Source organism: Synechococcus sp. TAK9802, from assembly GCF_014279535.1.
Classification (GTDB): domain Bacteria; phylum Cyanobacteriota; class Cyanobacteriia; order PCC-6307; family Cyanobiaceae; genus Parasynechococcus.
The window spans coordinates 1,171,390-1,192,599 of record NZ_CP047937.1 but is presented as its reverse complement, the minus strand read 5'-3'; the positions used below and the strand labels follow the sequence as shown (position 1 = coordinate 1,192,599).

25 protein-coding genes are annotated in these 21,210 nt (G+C 59.6%); 13 read left to right on the top strand and 12 right to left on the bottom strand.

The genetic code is table 11. The features are described 5' to 3' along the window. Window position 1: 1 nt before the first annotated feature. Window positions 2-499 (bottom strand): pentapeptide repeat-containing protein, encoded by a 498-nt coding sequence (locus SynTAK9802_RS06885; protein ID WP_286863816.1) that lies wholly within the window; start codon window positions 497-499, stop codon window positions 2-4. Between the two features lie 77 nt (window positions 500-576). Here SynTAK9802_RS06885 and SynTAK9802_RS06880 point away from each other — a divergent pair, with 77 nt between their 5' ends. Continuing rightward, window positions 577-1,500, top strand: a complete 924-nt coding sequence (locus SynTAK9802_RS06880; protein WP_186495532.1) for a phage major capsid protein — start codon at window positions 577-579, stop codon at window positions 1,498-1,500. Window positions 1,501-1,598: 98 nt separating this feature from the next. Here the strand turns inward: SynTAK9802_RS06880 and SynTAK9802_RS06875 are convergent, their stop codons facing one another. Then, entirely contained in the window at window positions 1,599-2,156 is a 558-nt protein-coding gene (locus SynTAK9802_RS06875) for a hypothetical protein (protein ID WP_186495531.1), read from the bottom strand. Between the two features lie 865 nt (window positions 2,157-3,021). Here SynTAK9802_RS06875 and SynTAK9802_RS06870 point away from each other — a divergent pair. Beyond that, window positions 3,022-3,117: a DUF1651 domain-containing protein gene (locus SynTAK9802_RS06870; protein WP_186495530.1), complete on the top strand. Its 96-nt coding sequence runs from the start codon at window positions 3,022-3,024 to the stop codon at window positions 3,115-3,117. An 811-nt stretch (window positions 3,118-3,928) separates the two neighbouring features. Here SynTAK9802_RS06870 and SynTAK9802_RS06865 read toward each other — a convergent pair. Continuing rightward, window positions 3,929-5,956: a recombinase family protein gene (locus SynTAK9802_RS06865; protein WP_186495529.1), complete on the bottom strand. Its 2,028-nt coding sequence runs from the start codon at window positions 5,954-5,956 to the stop codon at window positions 3,929-3,931. Between the two features lie 148 nt (window positions 5,957-6,104). Here SynTAK9802_RS06865 and rsmA point away from each other — a divergent pair, with 148 nt between their 5' ends. The 7 genes from rsmA to SynTAK9802_RS06830 all read left to right on the top strand — a co-directional run bounded on the left by rsmA (window position 6,105) and on the right by SynTAK9802_RS06830 (window position 12,036). After that, window positions 6,105-6,929, top strand: coding sequence for a 16S rRNA (adenine(1518)-N(6)/adenine(1519)-N(6))-dimethyltransferase RsmA (rsmA, locus tag SynTAK9802_RS06860; protein ID WP_186495528.1), 825 nt, complete (start codon window positions 6,105-6,107; stop codon window positions 6,927-6,929). 9 nt (window positions 6,930-6,938) lie between these two features. Then, entirely contained in the window at window positions 6,939-7,862 is a 924-nt protein-coding gene (ispE, locus tag SynTAK9802_RS06855; protein ID WP_186495527.1) for a 4-(cytidine 5'-diphospho)-2-C-methyl-D-erythritol kinase, read from the top strand. Next, window positions 7,859-8,176, top strand: coding sequence for a DUF3082 domain-containing protein (locus tag SynTAK9802_RS06850; RefSeq protein ID WP_186495526.1), 318 nt, complete (start codon window positions 7,859-7,861; stop codon window positions 8,174-8,176). The genes ispE and SynTAK9802_RS06850 overlap by 4 nt, the downstream gene beginning before the upstream one ends. A gap of 182 nt (window positions 8,177-8,358) precedes the next feature. Beyond that, window positions 8,359-9,342 carry a pyruvate dehydrogenase complex E1 component subunit beta gene (locus tag SynTAK9802_RS06845; RefSeq protein ID WP_011364166.1) on the top strand — a complete coding sequence of 328 codons (984 nt, stop codon included), beginning with the start codon at window positions 8,359-8,361 and terminating at the stop codon, window positions 9,340-9,342. 5 nt (window positions 9,343-9,347) lie between these two features. After that, the gene (gene secD, locus SynTAK9802_RS06840; RefSeq protein ID WP_186495525.1) at window positions 9,348-10,829 is read left to right on the top strand and encodes a protein translocase subunit SecD; all 1,482 of its coding nucleotides are present in this window, start codon (window positions 9,348-9,350) and stop codon (window positions 10,827-10,829) included. Window positions 10,830-10,832: 3 nt separating this feature from the next. Further along, window positions 10,833-11,822 (top strand): protein translocase subunit SecF, encoded by a 990-nt coding sequence (secF, locus tag SynTAK9802_RS06835; RefSeq protein WP_186495524.1) that lies wholly within the window; start codon window positions 10,833-10,835, stop codon window positions 11,820-11,822. Further along, window positions 11,815-12,036 carry a hypothetical protein gene (locus SynTAK9802_RS06830; protein WP_186495523.1) on the top strand — a complete coding sequence of 74 codons (222 nt, stop codon included), beginning with the start codon at window positions 11,815-11,817 and terminating at the stop codon, window positions 12,034-12,036. The genes secF and SynTAK9802_RS06830 overlap by 8 nt, the downstream gene beginning before the upstream one ends. Here SynTAK9802_RS06830 and SynTAK9802_RS06825 read toward each other — a convergent pair. After that, window positions 12,033-12,254, bottom strand: coding sequence for a hypothetical protein (locus SynTAK9802_RS06825; RefSeq protein ID WP_186495522.1), 222 nt, complete (start codon window positions 12,252-12,254; stop codon window positions 12,033-12,035). The two genes, SynTAK9802_RS06830 and SynTAK9802_RS06825, sit on opposite strands and share 4 nt — an antisense overlap. A 129-nt stretch (window positions 12,255-12,383) precedes the next feature. Here SynTAK9802_RS06825 and SynTAK9802_RS06820 point away from each other — a divergent pair, with 129 nt between their 5' ends. After that, a complete protein-coding gene (locus tag SynTAK9802_RS06820; RefSeq protein WP_115162128.1) occupies window positions 12,384-12,563 on the top strand; it encodes a hypothetical protein in 180 nt (59 codons plus the stop codon). Between the two features lie 149 nt (window positions 12,564-12,712). Here SynTAK9802_RS06820 and SynTAK9802_RS06815 read toward each other — a convergent pair whose 3' ends face one another. The 4 genes from SynTAK9802_RS06815 to mnmH are packed head-to-tail and all read right to left on the bottom strand — an operon-like array spanning window position 12,713 to window position 16,232. Beyond that, a complete protein-coding gene (locus SynTAK9802_RS06815; protein ID WP_186495521.1) occupies window positions 12,713-13,702 on the bottom strand; it encodes an AI-2E family transporter in 990 nt (329 codons plus the stop codon). Continuing rightward, window positions 13,699-14,778 (bottom strand): AI-2E family transporter, encoded by a 1,080-nt coding sequence (locus SynTAK9802_RS06810; RefSeq protein ID WP_186495520.1) that lies wholly within the window; start codon window positions 14,776-14,778, stop codon window positions 13,699-13,701. Before SynTAK9802_RS06810 ends, SynTAK9802_RS06815 begins: the two co-directional genes overlap by 4 nt. After that, on the bottom strand, window positions 14,775-15,158 hold the full coding sequence (gene psb28 / locus SynTAK9802_RS06805) for a photosystem II reaction center protein Psb28 (protein ID WP_025362320.1): 384 nt from the start codon (window positions 15,156-15,158) through the stop codon (window positions 14,775-14,777). The genes SynTAK9802_RS06810 and psb28 overlap by 4 nt, the downstream gene beginning before the upstream one ends. Before the next feature lie 30 nt (window positions 15,159-15,188). Continuing rightward, window positions 15,189-16,232: a tRNA 2-selenouridine(34) synthase MnmH gene (gene mnmH, locus SynTAK9802_RS06800; protein WP_186498075.1), complete on the bottom strand. Its 1,044-nt coding sequence runs from the start codon at window positions 16,230-16,232 to the stop codon at window positions 15,189-15,191. Window positions 16,233-16,272: 40 nt separating this feature from the next. Between mnmH and SynTAK9802_RS06795 the strand changes: the two genes are divergently transcribed. Together SynTAK9802_RS06795 and SynTAK9802_RS06790 are read left to right on the top strand one after the other, a co-directional pair. Beyond that, window positions 16,273-16,992, top strand: a complete 720-nt coding sequence (locus tag SynTAK9802_RS06795; protein WP_186495519.1) for a GUN4 domain-containing protein — start codon at window positions 16,273-16,275, stop codon at window positions 16,990-16,992. A gap of 53 nt (window positions 16,993-17,045) precedes the next feature. After that, on the top strand, window positions 17,046-17,483 hold the full coding sequence (locus SynTAK9802_RS06790) for an ATP-binding protein (RefSeq protein ID WP_186495518.1): 438 nt from the start codon (window positions 17,046-17,048) through the stop codon (window positions 17,481-17,483). Here SynTAK9802_RS06790 and SynTAK9802_RS06785 read toward each other — a convergent pair. After that, the gene (locus SynTAK9802_RS06785) at window positions 17,443-17,697 is read right to left on the bottom strand and encodes a DUF6439 family protein (protein WP_186495517.1); all 255 of its coding nucleotides are present in this window, start codon (window positions 17,695-17,697) and stop codon (window positions 17,443-17,445) included. The two genes, SynTAK9802_RS06790 and SynTAK9802_RS06785, sit on opposite strands and share 41 nt — an antisense overlap. A gap of 49 nt (window positions 17,698-17,746) precedes the next feature. On the opposite strand from SynTAK9802_RS06785, the gene SynTAK9802_RS06780 reads away from it, so the two are divergent. After that, the gene (locus SynTAK9802_RS06780) at window positions 17,747-18,016 is read left to right on the top strand and encodes a hypothetical protein (protein WP_186495516.1); all 270 of its coding nucleotides are present in this window, start codon (window positions 17,747-17,749) and stop codon (window positions 18,014-18,016) included. Between the two features lie 13 nt (window positions 18,017-18,029). Here the strand turns inward: SynTAK9802_RS06780 and SynTAK9802_RS06775 are convergent, their stop codons facing one another. The 3 genes from SynTAK9802_RS06775 to glnA form a co-directional block, all read right to left on the bottom strand. Next, window positions 18,030-18,344 carry a copper-binding protein gene (locus SynTAK9802_RS06775; protein ID WP_114989051.1) on the bottom strand — a complete coding sequence of 105 codons (315 nt, stop codon included), beginning with the start codon at window positions 18,342-18,344 and terminating at the stop codon, window positions 18,030-18,032. 74 nt (window positions 18,345-18,418) lie between these two features. Beyond that, window positions 18,419-19,492 carry a class I SAM-dependent methyltransferase gene (locus tag SynTAK9802_RS06770; protein ID WP_186498074.1) on the bottom strand — a complete coding sequence of 358 codons (1,074 nt, stop codon included), beginning with the start codon at window positions 19,490-19,492 and terminating at the stop codon, window positions 18,419-18,421. Window positions 19,493-19,606: 114 nt separating this feature from the next. After that, window positions 19,607-21,028, bottom strand: a complete 1,422-nt coding sequence (gene glnA / locus SynTAK9802_RS06765) for a type I glutamate--ammonia ligase (RefSeq protein ID WP_114989052.1) — start codon at window positions 21,026-21,028, stop codon at window positions 19,607-19,609. Between the last annotated feature and the right edge of the window lie 182 nt (window positions 21,029-21,210).

Below are 21,210 nucleotides of genomic sequence, written 5' to 3'. Positions count from 1 at the left end.
TTCAGGCGCAACCGAGGCTTTCACGGGTGCTGCGGCCCGTGACGGAATTCGTTCCGTCGGCAACGGCGCAGAGGCTTTTGAGTTGGTCCCCGCGCATGGGAACGTCGGTGAAGTCGGCCCCCGTGATCAACACATCGCTGAAGCGGGTGTTGAAGGCAAAAGCCCCCTCCAGCACGGCATCCTCAAGGTTGGTGCCTGTCATCACAGCGGCGTCCAGGGTGGCTTCGCGTAGGTCGGTGCCGCTGAGGTCGGCATCCTGCAGCTTGGCGCCGTAGAGGCTGGCTCCCCGCAGATCAGACCCGGACAGGTTGGCTTCGCGCAGGTTGCTGAGGTTGAAGGTGGCCCCCCGCAGGTCCTTGTTGGAATAGTCGGCACCGATCAACACCTGTTTGGCCACATCCATCGCGGCGTGGGCCGGAGCCGGCATCAGCCACTGGCATGTGAACACCACCAGAGAGATCAGTACGGCCGTGAAGCGTCTGCCCATGATCGGAACCATCACAGCCGAACCCTAGAACCGTTCCAGGGGGGAATGGTTTGAACCAAGACGTGAGGGTTCAAGCCGGTGGGGTCTCAATGCAGCGGTGGCTGGGCGGAGCAGCAGGCCTTGCAGCAGCTGGCACCGCTTCTGCTGGCGGCAACCTGATTGAGACCCAACTGCTTGCCGACAGCTTCATTGAGGCGTTGCGTGATCGTCTGGCGGTAGCCGATTTGGGCGCAACCTTCATCTCTGGCCTCGTCGGCAACGTTGATATTCCGAAGCGCACTGGCAGTGCCACTGCTTACTGGTTTGGCGCTGACAACAGCGACAGCGTGATCGAGTCAACGGGAACCATTGGGCATGTCTCCATGACCCCGAAAACCGTTGGCGCACTGAGCAAGTTCTCTCGGTTGATGGACCTGCAGTCCACGCTTGACATTGAGCAGCTCATCCGTGCTGACTTTGTTGCCCTGTTGGCTGATGCGATTGACGCAGCAGCAATCAACGGTTCTGGCAGCAGCAATGAACCGCTCGGAATCCTTCAAACGTCAGGAATTAATGCAGTAGCGGGAGGAACTAACGGAGTTACCCCAACATTGGACAACCTGTTGGATCTCAAAAAGGAGGTGGCCGTTGACAACGCAGATGTCGCAACGTGCGGTTTCCTTACGAACGCCAAGGTTGAAGCGGTTTTGGCAAAAGCCAAGGACTCCCAGAGCCAGTACCTCCTCAGCCCTTATGGAACTGAACTTGGCCGTTCCCAGATTGCGGGGCGGCGTTTTGAGGTCAGCAACAACGTCCCCTCAAACCTCACAAAGGGTTCTGGGACCGATCTGTCCGCTGTGATCTACGGCAACTTTGCAGACTTGCTGATCGGCCTCTACGGGACGCTGGAGATCCTTGTGGACCCCTACACCGACTTCGCTAAAGGCACGACAGGTGTACAGGCTCTGCAAACGATCGACATTGCAGTTCGCCATGCCGAGTCGTTTGCGGCGATGAAGGACGCGATCGCATAACCGCGACCGTTGCCTTCTCCGTTGCAGTGCTGCCCGAGGGAACTGCAGAACCCTCGGGATTTTATTTGACTAATACGTGTGTCACGTTGGGCAAAAAATTATTCCGTTTGCTCGTAGTAATACCCATCATCATCTTCGCTAATTCTGTAGAAGCCAGGCTCCTCACTGCCTAATGCCATGAATTTCACTTTACAGGCAAGGCTCTCATTTGTTTGGAGGATCTTTCTGGGATCATTGCCTTTCGGCAAGACATTCTCACCAATGAATCTGCTAATAGTTTTGCCTGAATTTTTCGATGCTTCTTGGGCTGCGGAGATGGCGATCATGCCCATGAAGCCTGAGCCATAAACGGCTGGAGCGACTGACTCGTCGTCTGATATGACAATGAACTCCCTCTCATCATTTAGTTGATAGAGAATTGCGGCACCGTCTTTGGATCGCGTAATGAAATTGGTAAACCTTCCTCCATTTTCGCCTGCATTGTCGTATGAAATCTGAAGAATATCGCTGGCGAGTTCATCGCATTTTTTGTACGACTCAGATGATGTTTCTTGGATATGTGGATTCTGCGGGTAATCTTCAAGTAAAGAACAGGACGTCGTGCCTAAGCCTGCCAAGGTCAGAGCAAGCAACTTTTTGGTGAAGCTATTCGGCATAAGTCGCATTGCAGATAAGGCATCTTCTTGCGAAAATGCATATTTGCTGGTTTTTTGAGGCTTGCTTCATCCTTCTTGATTTGTCCTCAATGTGCCTGGGTCCTTCTCAGATCAATCGCTGTGGGTCATCCGAAGGCGCGTTGTTTGCCTAGGCAGCGGAATTTTTTGATTGCACACCTTGTTTTGCGATGGCGATCGTCAACCTGCGTCAAGCCAGTGCCCATTTGGGCTTAGGACAACGACAACGATTAGGAGGCTGCTGCAAGCAGGCGAACTAAGTGCGTATCTGCGCTCAGGACCCGATCTAAGAGCGACATATCTAGATGTGGCTCCAAAGGGTCGGCCAACACTGAGGCAGCACGTTCAGACCCATACGGAGTGCCGTGGGAACTCACCGCTATGGGGTGCGGACTATGAGAGCTGGCCGAGGGGAAGTCGTAACTGGACTGAGGTCGCCAACGGGTATCTGGACCTGCCGCAATGGGGGCCACCACCGTGGACGGAGCTGCAGTGGGCGACGCTGCGGAACGTGATAAAGCTGGCTCAGATTGCTGATTGACTAGCGACTACTGGAAAGCCGTCTGACCTAAATCGCTGAACTGGTCGCTCTCTCTGCGTAGGTCTTCTTCAAGCTTTTTTAGTTTTGCGGTCAAGACGGCAACTTTCGTGCTGTGACCAATGGACGAGAAGTAGGCAAGCCGATAAGCCTCCCGCCGAAGACCGAACTCAAGCCTCTCTATTGGAGTTTTGGCTGCTCGCATCTCACTCCTTATCAACGGAGCAAAAAACTAAAAAGAAAAAAACGGTCGACGTAGGAAATGTGTCTGCGAGCGTTTAGTGATTACCGCCCCGCCCGCCTGAGCCGATGACTCGCAGGTGGACGCTGCGGCACAACGCGATTGAGGCTTGGCAGACGATGCAGAAGACGGGCTGGAGGCGCTGCCCTCCGCCTGTCAGATGAGGTCCTCAGTCTGAGTGCTGAGGTGTCTTCCCATAGATGATTTGAGCCACGACAAGAACTAGGCCAGCGATTGGCAACACCAAAGGATCCATGACAAGAGGTCTGCTTGCAGGTTGAGAAGTGAAAGAACGCTGATCTGACTCCCTGCATCGCCTCAGGGAGTCAGTGCAGTGATCAGCGCCCAACGGTCACTGGAGAAACCATTGGATGGAGGCTGCAGGAACCCTCCGAAGACAACATTGCCCCTGTCGTGGGCTGCGCTCCCCTCGGATGAGGCGATGGCAGCTACCAAATGTGCAGCAACTACTGCTGCATTTGCTGCATCTGCTGCTGACTGAGCGATTTAGGCCGCTTGGACTGGCTTGCTGCTGCCTGCGTGATGGCTGTAAGCCAGCTCCGCCCTATTTCCGCGCAGGGGGATCTAGTCAGCCGTCGAGCAGATCCCCCGAGCCAAGACCGCCGTTCCCTCGGCTATCTCGTCTCATCTCCACCATTAGCCACGGATCATGGATCGCGACTACATCAACTGTCTGGTGGCGCTGCCCCCCGCCTGTCCGATAGCTATCAGTTGGGCATGACCAGACCACAGCGAATCGCTGTCACCGCTTTTCTGTCGGCTCTGTTTGTGCCGATGCTTTTCTTCCTGCCCCTCTGGTGCGTGAGGAGTGAAAGCATGAAGTCGTTGCTCTGGGGTCTGAGTTACAGCACCCCTCCGTTCGTCACGACCTTGGTCGTTTGGGTCATTCCATTGACGGTGTTTGCCGTTCTCTGCTCAGTGTTTGCTTGGGTCATCGCAAGGATCTGGCGCTGACTACTGCTGTTGCTGCATCTGCTGCTGACTCAGCGATTTAGGCCGCTTGGACTGGTGCACCCGAGCTTTGGTTTGGCGTTGAACAATCACCCGCTTCAACGCGTGACGGTCGACGTGCGGCCAAGCCTTCTCTGGCTGCGGCCATTCGGATGACTGGGGGTTTGCTGCCCGCTCAGCGACCCTGCGTTCAATGTGCGCCTCAATCTGCTGCTTGAACTTCTCCAGCCCTGCCAAGCGTTTGGCCTCTGATTCAGGAGTCCTGTTGCGCTCCTTCTCGGCCTTTGCTTCGGCTGCTTCTCGCAACTGCTGGTCTATGTAGGCGTCGCGCTCAGCAAATTCCTTCTCCAGCTCCTTAAGCCGCTCAGGCGGCACGCCAAATGCAGCGAAATCCTCAAGCCGCATGTCCAATCGCTTCAGGCTGCGGGTCTTGAATTTGACCTCAATCGTTCCCTTGCCGATTTCGTAAAAACCGCGATTCGGATCATGTGGCAAGACTCTCGCGTCAACCACCACCACCAAGCTTTCCTGCTGCAACCACTGGTTGAACGCCCTGCGAGTTGCGATGCGGGTGGCGTCGTCAGGGTGATGCCTATCAATGTCAATGAACTGTCTGACGCGTCTGCGGGTGGCCTCAGCCGCTTTTTTGCCAGTTGGACGTGAGTTGATCTGCTGCACCGTGAGTTCTGCACGGTTGAAGGCTTCGCGTGCGGCTTCCCACTCGCTCACAGCCTTGCTGATTGAGTCCTCCAGATCGTCAGGAACTTTCTCGCCTTTGTCCCAGTAGTGAGCGCGGGATGCCTTGCGGTTTTTGACCAAGTCCTCGGCTTTTTGCATCGCCTCGTAGGCGAGCTTTTGCCTGCCTGACCACTCCCTCAGCTCCTCACTGTGCTTTTCATGGCTGTAGAAGGTTTCCCAGCGGGAATCAGCCATCTGGTTGAGGATTTTCTCCTCGTCGTAGGGCACGCCAACACGCTTACCGTTCACGTTGCAGGTGTTCTTGTCCAACAGCGAAACGCTGCATCTGAACGTCCTTTTGCCGCCTGCTTCGGGCCTGCAACGCATGTAGCCGCCGCATTGGGCGCAGAACTGCATGTCTTGGAAAAGGCTGTGCATCTGCCCCCCACGACTGACTACAGCCCCTGCATTGGTCCTGCGGGCTTGGCGCAGGTCTTGCACCCGCTGAAAGTCCTTTGGGTCAATGACTACGGGGAAGACGCTTAGAGGCTCCCCAAAGGGCTCGTACTGCTTCCCCAAGCGGTTGCCGAACTCATCCAGTTTTGGCTTGGTTGCTTGCCATTCACCAATCACCTGCCGATTGGTCAGCCACTTGCCGATGGTGCGCCCGTCCAGCTTCTTGCCTTTGGTCTGGGGGTGACTGCTGCGGAAGCCTTCCAAATGGAGCTGGTCGGCAATCTTGTTCTCACCCATGTCGGGCTGAAGGGCCAGCTCAAAAGCTCTCTTGATCCACCTGACCTCTGCGTTTTCAACAAATCCGCCATCACCGTTGTTGAGCGTTGGATCAAGATCCAGCCAAAAGGCGTAATGCACCTTTTTTTTGCCATCCCTCGGCTTGAAGAGGCATTTCGGGTGCGTGAACTTGCCCAGCCTGATCTGCTCTCGGCTGACCCGTACCGCGTCGTTGGACTTGTCCCGTTTGCGATCGCTTTCCCGACGCGCGCGATTTAGCTCCTTGATTATTTCCTCACCCTTGTCGTCCAAGTTCTTGAGGACTTCGCCGTAAAAGGGATCACCAACAACCGCAATGGCTAGGCCCTTTTTCCAGAGACGAAACAGCAGGTCAACGCCGTCAGTGACGCCAAGGCGGCTGAATCGGTCAATGTCTTCAACGATCAAGACCGTGCCGTCGGAATATTTGCCGTTGATGAACCAGTCCAGTCGGTTCAGGTTGCGACCTGACTGCTTATCAACCCTTTTGTCCTGCAGCTCGTACTCGGGATGGTCTGCCATCCACTCCTCAAGCGCACGCTCCTGCCGCTCGGTGGTTTGCCCCTGCGTGCTGACCCGCATATGGCTGACTGCCACATTGGACAGAGATCCAGTCGGCAGTTTTTTGAATTTTCTGGAGCGAGCTGCGGTGTCTGGCACCAGTTACGAGTCAGTAACTCGCCTGTTGTACCAGCAGGTTTGGAGGTTTTGTAACGCTAGGACCTAAGCCATGGGTTTCTCCGGACATCACGCCCGCAAGCGTTTTGGTCAGCACTGGTTGCGGGACGAATCCGTGCTGCAACGAATCATCGAGGCTGCTGACCTGCAGTCCACCGATCGGGTGCTGGAGGTGGGGCCCGGTCGCGGGGCATTAACCGAGCGTCTGCTGACCGCGGGGCTGAAGGCGGTGCATGCGATTGAGCTCGACCGCGATCTAGTGGATGGTCTTCAGGAGCGTTTTGAGGCTCAGCCTGGGTTCAGCCTCCATCAGGGCGATGTTCTCGAAGCCCCACTGGAATTGAGTGATGGCCGCATCGCCGACAAGGTGGTGGCCAACATTCCGTACAACATCACTGGCCCACTGATGGAGCGGTTGGTGGGCCGACTGGACCGGCCGGTGGATCCGCCCTACCAACGGCTTGTGTTGCTGGTGCAGAAGGAAGTCGCGGAGCGGATTCGTGCCCGACCCGGCCACAGCAGTTTCAGCGCCCTGAGTGTGCGCATGCAGCTGCTGGCCCGGTGCCGTTCGGTGTGTCCGGTGCCGCCGCGCTGTTTCCAGCCGCCTCCAAAGGTGCAATCAGAAGTGATCTGCCTGGAGCCCTTGCCGGCCTCGGAGCGGGTGGAGCCGGCTCTGGCCGCCCGGGTGGAATCGCTGCTGAAGCAAGCGTTTCTGGCCCGGCGCAAGATGTTGCGCAACACCCTGGCGGGTGTGGCTGAGCCAGACCGCTTGAAGGAGCTGGCGGCCTCCGCGGGTTTCAGCCTGCAGCAACGCCCCCAGGAACTCGCGCCCGCCAACTGGGTCGCCCTGGCCAGGGGTTTGAATCGGGGCGACTGAACAACCACCATGATCACGGTGACGGCCCCGGCCAAAGTCAACCTGCACCTGGAGGTCCTGGGGCTGCGCTCGGACGGTTTCCATGAGCTGGCCATGGTGATGCAGAGCATCGAACTGGCGGATCGCCTGAGCTTTCAGAACACCGCTGATGCACAACTCAGCCTCACCTGCGATGACGCCAGCCTCAGCGTCGGTGACGACAACCTGATCCTCCGGGCGGCCCAGTTGCTGCGGGACCGTTCGGGTTTCAGTGAATTGGGGGCGTCCATTCATCTCGAGAAGCGCATCCCCATCGGTGCTGGCCTGGCTGGTGGCTCCAGCGACGGCGCCGCGGCACTGGTTGGTCTGAATGCTCTGTGGGGCTTGGGCCACAGCCCCGCGGATCTGGAGCGAATGGCCGCTGAGCTCGGTTCAGACATGCCCTTCTGTGTGGCCGGAGGATGTCAGCTCTGTTTCGGGCGAGGCGAACAACTGGAAGCAGTGCCACCAACGCCTCAACCCCTGGCGGTGCTCTTGGTCAAAGACCCCACGGTGAGCGTTTCAACGCCCTGGGCCTACAAGCGTTGCCGTGAGCTCAATCAATCCCACTACCTCGCTGACGAGGCGGCTTTTGAACAACGCCGGCAAGCCTTGCGCAGCGTTGATTGGCTCCAGCCATTGCGCAGCGAGCTGCCACCTCCACTGCGCAATGACCTGCAGGAGGTGGTTGCTCCTGAAACAGCTGCGGTGCGTTCGGCGCTCGATCTGTTGAACAGCGTTCCCGAAAGCCTGGCGGTGGCCATGAGTGGTTCAGGACCCAGTTGTTTCGCGCTGTTCTCCGATCTGGCGTCATGTCGCCAGGCGCAGGATCAGCTCACTCCCCAGCTGGACCGCGCCGGCCTGAAGGCCTGGTCTTGCGCCCTTCGCAGCGATGGCGTGAGGATCGAGGCATGACTGATGTCCCCACACCAGAGAGCCCCGAACCACAGGATCCGCGCAAAGGTCCGCTGAGTTTTTTTTCCGGAGCGCTGACGGCCGGGCTGTTGGCCTGGCTGGCCCTTGGCCTGAGTCGGCGGATGGTGGTGTATTTCGCCGTTCATCCCCCGCACTACAGCTCGCCGATTGCCCAGAACATCGCCGTCACCCTGAAGACCCTTCTGGTGGGTTTGTCCTTCCTGGCCACCTTCAGCACGGGTTTTGTGGCCCTTGGCCTGACCCTGGTGTTTCTTCGCAGTCTCTTTACGGCTCGCGATCAGAACCCTGCCTAGCGTCCGCTCATTGCCAGGGTTTGGATGACGCCCCACGACCTCGGCCAGCTGGCGTTGCTGCTGTCTCCGGCCATGCTGCTTTCCGTTTTGTTGTTGTTCACCTTCGCGGCGGGCGGTTGACCCTGCGCTGACTGAGATAGCTTGGCCTCACCACCCGGATTGGCCGGGATCACTGTGACGCCGTGGCAGGAACACTTCTCTTCAACGCCCTCCGGGAAGCCATCGACGAGGAGATGGGGAGAGACCCCCACGTCTGCGTGATGGGGGAGGACGTCGGTCACTACGGCGGTAGTTACAAGGTCACCAAGGATCTGGCGGAGAAATACGGCGATCTCAGGGTGCTCGATACCCCGATTGCTGAGAACGGCTTCACCGGAATGGCGGTTGGTGCCGCGATGACCGGTCTCCGGCCGATCGTTGAGGGCATGAACATGGGCTTCCTGCTCCTGGCCTTCAACCAGATCTCCAACAACATGGGGATGCTCCGCTACACGAGCGGCGGCAACTTCACCATTCCCACCGTGGTGCGCGGCCCCGGCGGTGTGGGTCGTCAGCTTGGCGCTGAGCACAGCCAACGGCTGGAGGCCTACTTCCATGCCGTCCCCGGCATCAAGATCGTTGCCTGCAGCACGCCCACCAATGCCAAAGGCCTGATGAAGGCCGCGATTCGCGACAACAACCCCGTGCTCTTCTTCGAGCACGTTCTGCTCTACAACCTCAGCGAGGAGCTCCCCGAAGGCGACTACACCTGTGCCCTCGACCAGGCGGATCTGGTGAAAGAAGGCACCGATGTGACGATCCTCACCTACTCCCGGATGCGTCATCACTGCCTCAAGGCTGTGGAGCAACTCGAGGCAGAGGGGGTGAGCGTTGAGCTGATCGATCTGATCAGCCTCAAGCCCTTCGATATGGAGACGATCAGCCGCTCCATCCGCAAGACCAACAAGGTGATCGTGGTGGAGGAATGCATGAAGACCGGCGGCATCGGGGCCGAGTTGATTGCGCTGATCACCGAACAGTGCTTCGACGATCTGGATGCCCGGCCTGTGCGTCTTTCCAGTCAGGACATCCCCACCCCCTACAACGGTTCTCTCGAGAACCTCACGATCATTCAGCCGCATCAGATCGTTGAGGCGGCGCAGGCGTTGGTCAACAAGGGCATCTGACGTTGATGGCGCGTTATCAGGGTTGGTTTGCCCTTGTTCTTGCCCTGGCGATCGCCGCCGGGATGTTTTTGGTTCGGACGCCGCTGGAACTGGGCCTCGATCTGCGGGGCGGCAGTCAGCTCACCGTTGAGGTGAAGCCAGCTGGAGAAATCACCCGGGTTGGTGCCGAAGAGATGGAAGCGGTGAAAGCCGTGCTCGAACGTCGGGTCAACGGTCTTGGTGTGGCTGAGTCCACCCTGCAGACGGTGGGTGAGTCGCAGCTCGTGCTGCAGCTCCCAGGTGAGCAGGATCCCACCGCTGCTGCGCGGGTTCTCGGCGACACAGCCCTGTTGGAGTTTCGTGCCCAAAAGGCCGACACCGAAGCAGAGTTCCGAGGTCTGAGGCAGCTCCGTTCCCAGGTGGAAGCGATCCTCAGGTTGCGTGAAGATCAGATCCGCCGTGGTGAGACCCCGGAGCCTCTGGATCTGGCTCAGCTGAAGTCAACCCAGCAGACCCTGGGTCTGGATGGGCAGGCCAGCTCGGAAGAGGAGCAGCTCCGCCAGCTTCTGAACAAGGTTGATGCCGATCTGCTCACGATGCTTGAGCCGGCAGCCCTGACGGGCAAGCAGCTGGTGACGGCAGGCCGCCAACCGCTCCAGAACAACCCGAACAGCTGGGAGGTGACCCTCAATTTCGATGGTGAGGGTGCTGAGGCCTTCGCTGACCTCACCAAATCGATTGCCGGTACCGACCGGTTGCTGGCCATCACTCTGGATGATCAGCTGATCAGTGCCGCCAGCGTTGGCCCCCAGTTCAAAAGTGCTGGAATCTCTGGTGGTGCAGCCACCATCAGTGGCAATTTCAGTGCGGAAACAGCCCGTGAGCTCGAGGTGAAGCTCCGCGGCGGCTCCCTGCCCCTCCCCGTTGAAGTGATCGAGGTCCGCACCATCGGGCCCACGCTCGGAGCAGAGAACATCCGCCGCAGCCTGGTGGCCGCCCTCTCGGGCCTGGCCCTGGTGGCGGTGTTCATGGTGGTGGCCTATCGCCTGCCAGGGGCGGTGGCTGTGATGGCCCTCAGCCTCTATGCCCTGTTCAACCTGGCGGTGTACGCCTTGATTCCGGTCACCCTCACCCTGCCGGGAATCGCTGGTTTCATCCTCTCGATCGGCATGGCCGTGGATGCCAATGTGCTGATCTTTGAACGGATCAAGGACGAATTGCGGCGGGGCAACACCTTGATCCGCTCGATCGATACAGGCTTCTCCGAAGCCTTTTCATCGATCGTCGATGGTCACCTGACCACTCTGATCAGTTGTGCAGCTCTCTTCTTCCTTGGCACCGGCCTGGTCAAGGGCTTTGCCGCGACCCTGGGCATTGGTGTTCTGCTGAGTTTGTTCACGGCCCTGACCTGCACCCGCACCCTGCTTCGTTTCCTGATGGGCTACGCCGGTCTGCGTCGTGCCAGCAATTTTCTGCCCACCGGGCAACTTCCTTCCCCCACCGCCTGAACCATGACTGAAGCATCGTCATCGGCACAAGCGGCCACGGTCCTCAGATTGCGCTGGTCCCTCAGCAGCATGCGCCGCAAGGTGTGGATCGTTTCTGGTCTGTTGGTTCTGATCAGCCTGTTGGGCCTGGTGCTCAGCTGGTTGGATCCTGCGATTCGTGCTCCCCTCCGTCCCGGCCTGGATTTCACCGGTGGCACGCAGATTCAACTGGAGCGTCGCTGTGATGACGCCTGCGCCGAGCTCAAGGCGATTCAGGTTTCGGATGTGATCCGCAGCCTGGAGCTGCCCCAGGAGGAGGGTCAACCTCTCCCCAACCTGGGCGCTCCCCGGGTCCAGCTTCTGGATGGCGGTCAGTCGTTGTTGCTGCGCCTGCCAACGTTGTCGGCTGCCCAGGGCCAAGCCGTGATTGAGGCGGTTGAACCCGTTGCAGGGCCTTTTCTCTCCGGTGGTCAATCGGTCGACACGATCGGGCCGAGCCTTGGCAAACAATTGCTGCGCAGCAGTCTCATTTCTCTGTTGGTGGCCTTCAGCGGTATTGCGGCCTACATCAGCTTCCGCTACGACCGCCGCTACGCGTTTCTCGCTCTGGTGGCGCTGGCCCATGACGTGGCGATCGTCTGTGGAGTGTTTGCCTGGCTCGGGGTTGTGCTCCAGCTTGAGGTGGACAGCCTCTTTGCGGTTTCATTGCTGACCATTGCTGGTTATTCGGTCAACGACACGGTGGTGGTCTTTGATCGCATCCGTGAACGCAGCAAGGATGCTGCCGACCTGCCGCTTTCAGTGCAGGTGGATCAAGCGGTGTCCGCCACTCTGACCCGCACGCTCTACACCAGCGGAACCACCCTGCTGCCTCTCTTGGCGCTCGTGTTTTTCGGTGGAGCAACGCTGTATTGGTTTGCCATCGCCCTCGCCCTCGGGGTTGTTGTTGGTTCCTGGTCGAGCATCGCCCTGGCGCCCTCGTTGCTCACGCTTTGGGACCGCTCCCGTGACTAAATCCAGCGGTAATTCAGAGCGGAGACGCCGTGCTGTTCCGGCCCGTTGGTTTCCAATTCTGTTGATCCTGCTGGCTCTGGCTGATCTGCGCACCGAAGTTCTGCTGCTCAGTGATCAGTTCACGATCACAGGGCTTGGTTATGCCATTCGGCATCATCAGCTCGCTGTGGTGGTCTTGCTGGGTTCCGGCTCTCTCTGGCGTCGTTTCGGTTAGCGCTTGGGGCCGTTGCCGAATTCCCGCCAGATCGAATCCCAGGTGCGTTGTTTTACCTCGGCGTTCCACTGCCCCTTGCTGTGGGTTGAGGCCCACCACGATTCGAACAGATCGTGGGCTTCCTCTTGCAGCAAATCGGGGTCAAGATTCTCGCGAACCAGCTGCATCACGGCCTGCCTCAGTTCCTCGTAACGGGAGAAATTGAAGATGACGTCCAAGCCCGCTCGTCTCACGACCTCTTGGACACACTATTGGATTGAAGAGCGCCAAGCTGGCTTCTTTGGTATCGGGGTGAACGTCATGGCCTGTAAAGGCTGAGTTACGACTCAATTGGTTGCTCAGGTTCCATGGAGTTGAATCCTGGTCTCAGCGAGGTGGTCTTCGGCTTGCGTGCTGAGGTTGAGGCTCTGAAGACGCGCTTGAACAAGATTGAGCGTGGCCAGGAGGTCGCGGTTTCTGCGGCCTATTGGCAAGCGGTTGAGCGGGAGCGTGATTCGAGAGAAAAAAAGCGGCGTCATCTGCTCTGATCTGGTCGAAAAAAATGGGACCCTCTCCCAAGAGTCCCAAGGCTCGACGCGTCGTTCTCACGACTCCGCAAAAATACGCATGCAGGTCGGGTCTCAGGTGTGACTCTTGCTACCGGATGTTCATGCGGATACAGGTCTCATGGCTGGATTCACGCCCAGCGGTCCATGATCTGCTGCACCACCACCCGCTGCATCAACACCTGAAGCACCACCACCAAAGGAAGGGCCAGCAGCACGCCCGGAAGCCCGAGTAGAGCACCAAGGCTGAGCTGAGCCGTTAAGGCCACCGTTGGCAGCAGATTCACGGTTTTGCGCAGCAGCAGTGGTGTGAGCAGAAATGCCTCCAGGTTCTGCAGCACCAGCCGGAACACCAGAACCGACAGCATCAATTGCGGCGACTGCAGCAGGGCCAATCCCGTGGGCAGCAGCGTTGCCGCCGTGGGCCCGATGGTTGGCACGAACGTGAGCAGCCCACACACAAGGGCGCTCAACAGGGCCAGGGGTGATTTCAGCAGCAACAGGCCGCCCCAGGTGAGTAGAAAAACGGTGGTGGCGGAGAGGGTCATGCCACTGAGCCAACCCCCTAACGCTTGCCTGCACTCGTCCAGCAGGTGCTCCATCCGCTCCCGGGCGGGTCGGGGTGTCATGGCCACCACCATGCGCCTGTGGGCGCTTGGATCCAAGGCCAGCAGGATCGCGAGCAGCACCATCAAGAACAGTTGAATCAGCGAGTTCGCTGCACCTCCTGCGAACCCCAGCAACGGCTGCAGTCCTTTCAGATTGAGGCCCTCCCCCAAAGCGTCATTCAGCTGCGCCAGGCGCGGCTCACTGCTCAGCAGGTCGGACACCTTGCTGACCAACTGCGGCAGATCCCGTCCCAGTTGCTGAAACTGGCTGATCAGTTCCGGCACCAGCAGTTGCCCCAGCAGCCCCCCGGCCAAGATCAAAATCCCCAGCACGGCTGCCAGGGCCTGGGGCCGCTGCAGTGGGGTTCGCTTCTGAACCTGAACAATCAGCACATCCAGGGCGACGGCCACCACCACGGCGCCAAAGAGCACCAGCAGCACCCAACGCAGGTGCCAGAGCAACAGCACCATCACCACCAAGGTGAGTGCAATGAGAAACGTGCCGGCGGTCATCGAACCGGCTCCAGGCGTTTCCAGCGATCCAACACATCGTGGATCACCACTTCACGGATGATCACCTGCAGCACCACCGCCAATGGCAGCGCCATCAGCAGGCCGAGGGGGCCAAACAGGAGTGTGAACAGGAACTGAGCCGCCAGAGTCAATCCGGGCAGCAGCTTCACCTGGTGGTGCATCACCGATGGTGTGATCACGTAACTCTCGATGTTCTGGATCACCACATAGGCACCCAGCACCGCAGCGGCCTTCCAGGGGGCATCCAACAGAGCCACCGCCATCGGGAAGATCGTGCTCATGGTTGGTCCCACATTGGGGATCACGTTCAACAGCCCTGCCAGGAGTGCATTGGCCAGAACGAGCTTCACGCCCAACAGCGTTAACGCAATGCTGCAAAGCACAAACACGGCCAGGGAGCTGATCAGCACACCCACCATCCAGCTGCTCAAGGCAGCACCGCACTGATCCAGGATGCGACGCCCCCGGCGTCGGTAGAAGGAGGGAATCAACTGCAGGCCAACATTTCGATAGGCCTGGGGCTGAATGCTGATCATCAGAGCCACCGCCACCACGAACAACAGCCGCAGGACGCCGTTGCTGAGGTTGCCTGCCAAACCGAGCAGACCCAGCAAGCCACTGCCCACACCAGCGGCGAGGGATGAACTGTCGGGCACAAGTTGGCGTGGACCGTTCAGGCCCAGTTGATCCAGATCGGGGAATGCATCGGCCCCATAAATGGCCTCACTGATGCTGTCGATCCAACCGAGTCCCAGCCGCACCAGGGTCTGACCCGCTTCGGGCAGCTTCTGCAACAGCAGTGCGAATTCCTCGAGAAACGGGGGGACAACAACACCAGCCGCACCAGCGACCAACAACAACAACCCAACGATGCAGAGCAGCAGGGCTAGGGGCCTTTGCATCGGGCGCCGCTCGCGAAGAATGCCCACCAAAGTGCAAAGAGCCATGGCAAGAACCACTGCTGCGAAGATCAGCAGCAGCAGCTCACGCAGTGACCACAGCAGAACGATGGCTGCAATGAAGGCTGTCAGTAACAGCCACTGGGGCAGTCTCAAGCTTGTTGGTCGTCGGCCCCTTCAGTCTGATTGGAATCCTGGCTTTGTGAATAACCCAAGCCATTGGCATCGGCGTAGCGCTGGGCGAAGCGCATGAACCGTTCGAAGTCCTGCTCGGACTTCCATGAGTAAACGGCTTCAAGGGCACTGGCGGTGCCATTCACGAATTTGCCATTCACTTCGCGGGTGACCATTTCGCCTTCTTCATCCACCATCCACATTCCGGTGATGTCACCCATGGTTTCGGGAGCAATCGCAGCAGGCTGCTCGAAACGGAAGGTGGCTTGACCGGTGCGGCCGTCGCGGCTGCGTGTCAGACGGATGTCGGGCACCACCGGCTCGTTGACTCCCCGAAAGAACTGAATCGCCGCTTTGCTCATGCCGTTCTCGAACCGTCGATGGGGGCGATCCTAATCGGGGATTTCAACAAACCCGCCGTCGATCAAGGTCTCGGCGGCTTGATCAGCGCTGAGCCCTGAGAGATCGATCGTGTCGCGTTTGGGCGATCGCGCCAGTTCATGGTCGTAACAGCGGTCGTAGTAATCGAGCGTGGCGCGGCAGGCGGTGGCCCAGTCTTCCCTGGCAATCGCTTCCAGGGCTTCCTTGGTGCGCTGGGGCCCCAGGCGACGGCTGATCCGTTCGGTCGCCTCAGCCAGAGCGGCTCCCCCCTGGTGCCCGTACACCTGCACCAATTGGTTCACCCGTTCCCCGAGGTCGCGCTGAATCTCCAGCACAGGGGCCTCTTGCATCTGATCGAAAAGGGCCTTGGGAATGCGGCAGCGGCCCACCTGGATGCTTTCCGCTTCCAACCAGATGGCTGTGGCCCCACGGCGTTGGTGTTGATCCAGGGCCTCAGCCAATTGGTTTTCGTAGTGCTCGGTGCTGGGTTGATCCGGCAGACCCAGACCGCCGAAACTGCTGCCGCGGTGGTTGGCCAGCCCTTCCAGATCAACCACGGCTGCACCGCGCGCGGCCATGGCCAACAGCAGATCGGTTTTCCCTGTTCCAGTTCGGCCTCCCATCACGCGAAGGGGCCAGGCTTGCTCAAAACGGCTCTGTGCCCAGCACCGATAGCTCTTGTAGCCCCCCTGAAGGAGCCTCGGCTTCAGATCGATCTGCTGGGCCAGCCAGGCCACGCTGGCCGACCGCATTCCGCCCCGCCAGCAGTAGATCCGTGGATCCCCCTGGTCGCGAAGGCTTTCCAGTTGACGGGCCAGGCTGCTCAGCTTGGGGCCGGTGAGTTCAAGTCCCAGGTGAATCGCTGGTGTGCGTCCCTGCTGCTTGTAGGCGGTGCCCACTGCGGCGCGCTCCTCATCGTTGAACAGCGGCACGTTGATGGCCCCGGGCCAGTGGCCTTTCTCGAATTCGCCGGGGCTGCGCACGTCCACCAAGGGGCCCTTCAGCTCGCGCAGCTGCTGGATTTCGATTGAACAGGTCTCGCCCATGCCTGACATAGTGGGCCAACACCGAGCCAGTTGGGGCCGGTTGCGACTCATGCTCTCCGGTTCCACACCCGCCACCAAACTCAGCGTTGATCAGCTGCTGGATCGTTTCGCGAAGGGAACACCTCGCCAGCGACGTCCGCTGATCAAGCAGATCGAAACCCGCGCCGACGAGTTGGCTGCGGTGGGCCCAGACCTTCTTTCTGGCTTTGACCCTGCCGGTGATGACTGGGCTGCAGGTTGGATCTTGCAGGTGTTGCAGCGCCACTATCCCGATGCAGTCACCGCTCTCATCGCGTCGTCCGATCGAGGCTGGTTGACCACTGATTCCGGGGTTGGCCTTGATTATGGACCGCTGCAGCAGGAGCTGCTCGATCAGAACTTTGAAGAGGCGGATCGCGTCACCAGCCAGTGCTTGCGTGAATTGGCTGGTGATGCCGCCGTGAAACGGGGCTATGTCTACTTCACAGAAGTTGCGCCGATGTCAGGCGTTGATCTGGTCAGTCTTGATCGCCTCTGGACGGTCTATTCCCAAGGTCGCTTCGGCTTCACAGCCCAGTCTCAGTTGCTGTCAGCCCTCGATGGGCGTTACGAACGCCTTTGGCCCCGGATTGGCTGGAAATGTGATGGCGTCTGGACGCGTTATCCCGGAGCCTTCACCTGGTCGATCGAGGCTCCAGAGGGGCACATGCCGTTGATCAATCAGCTCCGTGGCGTTCGCCTGATGGATTCCCTCCTGAATCATCCGGCACTTGTGGCCCGCAGATCCTGACGGGGCTTCCCATCAACGGTAAGTTCGAAACACCGACGTCAACGGGCCCCACTGTGCCGTCCAAGAGGTTTCGCTGGGCTGAGTTCACCTTGCCGTCGACCCTGCAGCTGGCTCCTCTGCTGGAGCTGCTGACCGAGCCTGTCGGTTGTGTTCTCACCAGTCAGCGGATTGAGCTGGGGTTGCATGAAGCCCTGGTCAATGCCGTTCGCCATGGCAATGCCGAGAACCCCGCCAAGAAGCTCCGTGTTCGCCGCATCCTCACGCCCAACTGGATGGTCTGGCAGGTTCAGGATGAGGGTTGCGGCCTCCCACAACACTCCCGCACAGCCACCCTGCCTCCGGCTCTCGATGCTCCCAGCGGCCGTGGGTTGTTCCTGATCCATCAATGTTTTGATGATGTGCGCTGGAGCCGCCGGGGGAATCGTCTGCAGCTGGCCTGCCGTCGGCCCGTCAGTGACGCGGACAGCCCGGATCCTTCAACTCTCCTTTGAACCACCCCAGTGCCTGTTGGGTCAGGTTCTCCACGTCGGCGCTGTCCCCTTGGCGGAGCAGTTGCACCATCGCTGCTGCTAGTAACTCAGCTCCACGCCGCTGTCGGTTGCTCTTCAGCTGATGCCATTCGCGATCGCCGATGCGGAGCAACTGGTGCAGTTCTTCCGCTTTGGCTGTAGCGGAGTCGGGCCATGGAGCGTCAGGTGAAGTCATCCCTGAATCATCAGATCGATCTAGTTTCGGTTGATGTGGGTGCAATGGCGTGGAACAGCGCAAAGGCCAACGACGCGTTCGTGAACTGCGTTGGTTGCACCATGCCTCACGGCTGGTGTTGCAAGGGCAATGTCAGGCCCATGCCCGGTCGGGTGTTGCGGCGCGGCGATGGCTGCAGCGCCGCAAACTTGGTGCGAATCTGATCACGCAACGGCCTGTGGGCTGGACCGTCTCCCCCGTGTCTGGAGAGCGCTTCTGGAGATCCTTACGCTTCGGTGGAGCAGGCTTTGCCTTGGCCTGGCTGCTGGCGCAGCTTTGAACGCACCAGAAGATCAGGCCACTCGTTGGCGATGGGCTTGGCCAACCACCACCAGCGAATTCGAGGCCGGTGCTGATTCCTTCGTGGGTGTAACCCCCGCGGGCTGTGCCATGTCCTGACCGCGAAGCCAGGCATTGTGCAGGGCTCGCCTGCGGCGATCTTCAGACAACACCAAACGATCGGCTGCAGCCTGAGGACTTTCCCCAGGCATCACTGCAGTGCGCAGGCAGATGCCGAACCCATGGGCTTCGACCTGCACATGGCCTTCCATCAGCACCACCTGGAATGTCCAGCCCTGAAGCCAACGCAGCCGGAAGGGATTGGTCATGACGTTCCCTTCGGGATTCAGCACACCCTATGGCTCGCAGCCGTTCGTGCAAGGGACGCTGTTAGGGAATCCCCTTAGCTGGCCTCTACGATGGGTTTGCGTGCCGACCAGACCCGCGTCATGAAGTGGGTTTCCGCGGTGATGCCTTCGAACCCTGCAGCTGAGAGGCGGGCGTCGATGTCGTCGCCGATGTAGTCGCGGTAGTAGGGCTCATGGAAGACGCGCCTGAAGTTCTCCATCACGGAGGCGAACTTGGCTGAATCGGCCATCTGCACAGAGTCGGCAAGCACGAACACACCACCGGGTTCCAGCACCCGCCAGGCCTCGTTGAGCACGTTTTGGCGGGCGTCCGCCGGAAGTTCATGCAGCAGGAACACACTGGTGACGGCCTGAACCGATTCATCAGCCAAGGGCAGTGATTCTCCGTTGGCACGGATCAGCTGAACCAGCGATGCATCGCCGTCATTCAGCCAGCGGTTGGCCTGACGAAGGTACGACTCGGAGAGATCGGTCCCGATCAGTTGCGCGTGGGGAACGGCGGCGCGGATCTGCTGCAGAGTCCGGCCGGTGCCGGTGGCCACATCGAGAATCTTGAGGGAACCCGGAGCACGGTCTGCAAAGTGCTTCAAGCCGCGTTTCAGGGGAGCCAAAACCCTGCGTCGCATGGCATCGGCGGTGCCATTGAAGAGGATCTCCACCTGCAGGTCGTAAAGACCAGCCGAGTGGTCACTCAGGTAGCCGTCGGTTTGATGGTGAAAATTCTGGAGGTAGTACTCGGGGTAGAGCGCTTTTTCGGTTTCCTTGGGCAGATCCCGCACATTGCGCTCGCGGCGTCGATCCCAGGTGGAAGGAAGATCCATCCAAACCTGCGGGTAGCGGCTGACCCAGTCGAGCCAGGGTGCATCAAACAACAACTGCTCGGGGTAGATCCCCTGTTCGGCGTCCTGCCAGTCCTGTTCCTGGAGTTTCTTCATATCCAGCTGCAGCTCTCCAAGAACTTCGGCGGACACGGGCTCCGTTTTCGGCACCGCATCCGGCGCCAACAGCTCCATCAGCTTGGTGCTCAGCTCCTTGTGGGCCAGGCCCGCGATGCTTTTGCCTTGCTGAAGCGTTTGGTACGCAAGCTTGCTCAGGGGCGTTGACGCCATCGCGGATTCAGACAACGAAACCATTCCAACGAATGAGGCGCGCAATCGCGTGGCCAGCTGACCACAAAAAAACCCGCCTCCTTGGAGGCGGGTCGTGGGATGCACGGGCGCTGATCAAGCGTCGTAGTACATGGTGAATTCGTGGGGGTGAGGCCGCTGGCGCAGCTGTTGTACCTCCTCGTACTTCAGGTCGATCCAGTTGTCGATGAAGTCGTCGCTGAACACACCGCCAGCGGTGAGGAAGCCACGATCGGCATTCAACGCTTCCAGGGCACCGTTGAGGGATGCAGGAACCGTGGCGATCTTCGAGAGCTCTTCAGCCGGAAGTTCGAACAGGTCGCGATCTTCGCCATCGCCTGGATCGATCTGGTTCTTGATGCCGTCCAGACCAGCCATCATCATGGCGCTGAAGGCCAGATAGGGGTTGGCGAGGGCATCGCCGGAGCGGAACTCGAGGCGCTTGGCCTTCGGGCTCGGGCCGGTGAGCGGGATCCGCACGGCGGCAGAGCGGTTGCCCTCGGAGTAGACGAGGTTCACCGGGGCTTCGAAACCGGGCACCAGACGCTTGTAGCTGTTGGTGGTGGGGTTGGTGAAGGCCAGGAAGGCGGGGGCGTGCTTGAGGATGCCACCGATGTACCAGCGGGCCGTCTGCGAGAGGTTGGCGTAGGTGCCTTCGCCGAAGAACAGGGGCTGACCGCCTTTCCAGAGGCTCTGGTGCACGTGCATGCCGGAGCCGTTGTCGTTGAAGACCGGCTTGGGCATGAAGGTGGCCGTCTTGCCGTACTTCTTGGCCACGTTGCGCACGACGTACTTGTACGTCATCACGTTGTCGGCGGCCTGGATCAGCTCAGCAAATTTCATGCCGAGTTCGTGCTGACCCGCGCCTGCCACCTCGTGGTGGTGCTTCTCGGTGGGAATGCCCAGCTGACCCATCAGCAGGAGCATCTCGGAGCGGATGTCCTGGGCGGTGTCGTTGGGAGCGACAGGGAAGTAGCCCTCCTTCTCCTGAATCTTGTAGGCGAGGTTGCCGCCTTCTTCGATCCGTCCGGTGTTCCAGCCCGCTTCGATCGTGTCGACGCTGTAGAAGGATCCCCCTTCAGCCGAGTTGTAGCGGACGTCGTCGAAGAGGAAGAACTCCGGCTCAGGACCGAAGAAGGCCATGTCGGCCAGGCCGGTGCTGGCCAGATGATTGAGTGCCCGCTGGGCCAGGGCACGGGGGCAGCGCTCGTAGGGCTGGCCGGTGCGTGGCTCCTGAATCGAGCAGATCATGCTCAGGGTTTTGTGCCGGTAGAAGGGGTCCACCCAAGCCGTGTTGGCGTCCGGCACCATGGCCATGTCGGAGGCCTGGATGCCTTTCCAGCCGCGGATGGATGAGCCGTCAAAAGCGAGGCCCTCAGTGAAGGATTCTTCCTCCAGCAGATCGGTGCACACCGTCAGGTGCTGCCACTTGCCGTGCAGATCGGTGAATTTGAGGTCGATCAGTTCGATGCCTTCGTCCTTGATCTGGCGCAGGACGTCCTGGGGGGATTTCGACATAAGAAGGGACTGCTCGACTGAATTGTGCAGTGATGTGACCGTATACAGCCACAAGACACCATTTTGTATCAAGGGGTACGTTTCGGCTGCTGGAAGGCGACTGCGTAACCGTTTCTGTCAACTTGGCTGAAATGCAGGCATGCCAAAGGATCTGCCCGCCTCAACGGTGTTAGCTTCCGCTG

Excerpts from the sequence above, each read along its gene's own strand:
- SynTAK9802_RS06885 (WP_286863816.1), bottom strand. The coding sequence starts at position 499 with ATGGTTCCGATCATGGGCAGACGCTTCACGGCCGTACTGATCTCTCTG.
- SynTAK9802_RS06880 (WP_186495532.1), top strand. The coding sequence starts at position 577 with ATGCAGCGGTGGCTGGGCGGAGCAGCAGGCCTTGCAGCAGCTGGCACC.
- SynTAK9802_RS06875 (WP_186495531.1), bottom strand. The coding sequence starts at position 2,156 with ATGCCGAATAGCTTCACCAAAAAGTTGCTTGCTCTGACCTTGGCAGGC.
- SynTAK9802_RS06870 (WP_186495530.1), top strand. The coding sequence starts at position 3,022 with ATGACTCGCAGGTGGACGCTGCGGCACAACGCGATTGAGGCTTGGCAG.
- SynTAK9802_RS06865 (WP_186495529.1), bottom strand. The coding sequence starts at position 5,956 with ATGCGGGTCAGCACGCAGGGGCAAACCACCGAGCGGCAGGAGCGTGCG.
- rsmA (WP_186495528.1), top strand. The coding sequence starts at position 6,105 with ATGGGTTTCTCCGGACATCACGCCCGCAAGCGTTTTGGTCAGCACTGG.
- ispE (WP_186495527.1), top strand. The coding sequence starts at position 6,939 with ATGATCACGGTGACGGCCCCGGCCAAAGTCAACCTGCACCTGGAGGTC.
- SynTAK9802_RS06850 (WP_186495526.1), top strand. The coding sequence starts at position 7,859 with ATGACTGATGTCCCCACACCAGAGAGCCCCGAACCACAGGATCCGCGC.
- secD (WP_186495525.1), top strand. The coding sequence starts at position 9,348 with ATGGCGCGTTATCAGGGTTGGTTTGCCCTTGTTCTTGCCCTGGCGATC.
- secF (WP_186495524.1), top strand. The coding sequence starts at position 10,833 with ATGACTGAAGCATCGTCATCGGCACAAGCGGCCACGGTCCTCAGATTG.
- SynTAK9802_RS06820 (WP_115162128.1), top strand. The coding sequence starts at position 12,384 with ATGGAGTTGAATCCTGGTCTCAGCGAGGTGGTCTTCGGCTTGCGTGCT.
- SynTAK9802_RS06815 (WP_186495521.1), bottom strand. The coding sequence starts at position 13,702 with ATGACCGCCGGCACGTTTCTCATTGCACTCACCTTGGTGGTGATGGTG.
- psb28 (WP_025362320.1), bottom strand. The coding sequence starts at position 15,158 with ATGAGCAAAGCGGCGATTCAGTTCTTTCGGGGAGTCAACGAGCCGGTG.
- mnmH (WP_186498075.1), bottom strand. The coding sequence starts at position 16,232 with ATGTCAGGCATGGGCGAGACCTGTTCAATCGAAATCCAGCAGCTGCGC.
- SynTAK9802_RS06795 (WP_186495519.1), top strand. The coding sequence starts at position 16,273 with ATGCTCTCCGGTTCCACACCCGCCACCAAACTCAGCGTTGATCAGCTG.
- SynTAK9802_RS06785 (WP_186495517.1), bottom strand. The coding sequence starts at position 17,697 with ATGACTTCACCTGACGCTCCATGGCCCGACTCCGCTACAGCCAAAGCG.
- SynTAK9802_RS06775 (WP_114989051.1), bottom strand. The coding sequence starts at position 18,344 with ATGACCAATCCCTTCCGGCTGCGTTGGCTTCAGGGCTGGACATTCCAG.
- SynTAK9802_RS06770 (WP_186498074.1), bottom strand. The coding sequence starts at position 19,492 with ATGGCGTCAACGCCCCTGAGCAAGCTTGCGTACCAAACGCTTCAGCAA.
- glnA (WP_114989052.1), bottom strand. The coding sequence starts at position 21,028 with ATGTCGAAATCCCCCCAGGACGTCCTGCGCCAGATCAAGGACGAAGGC.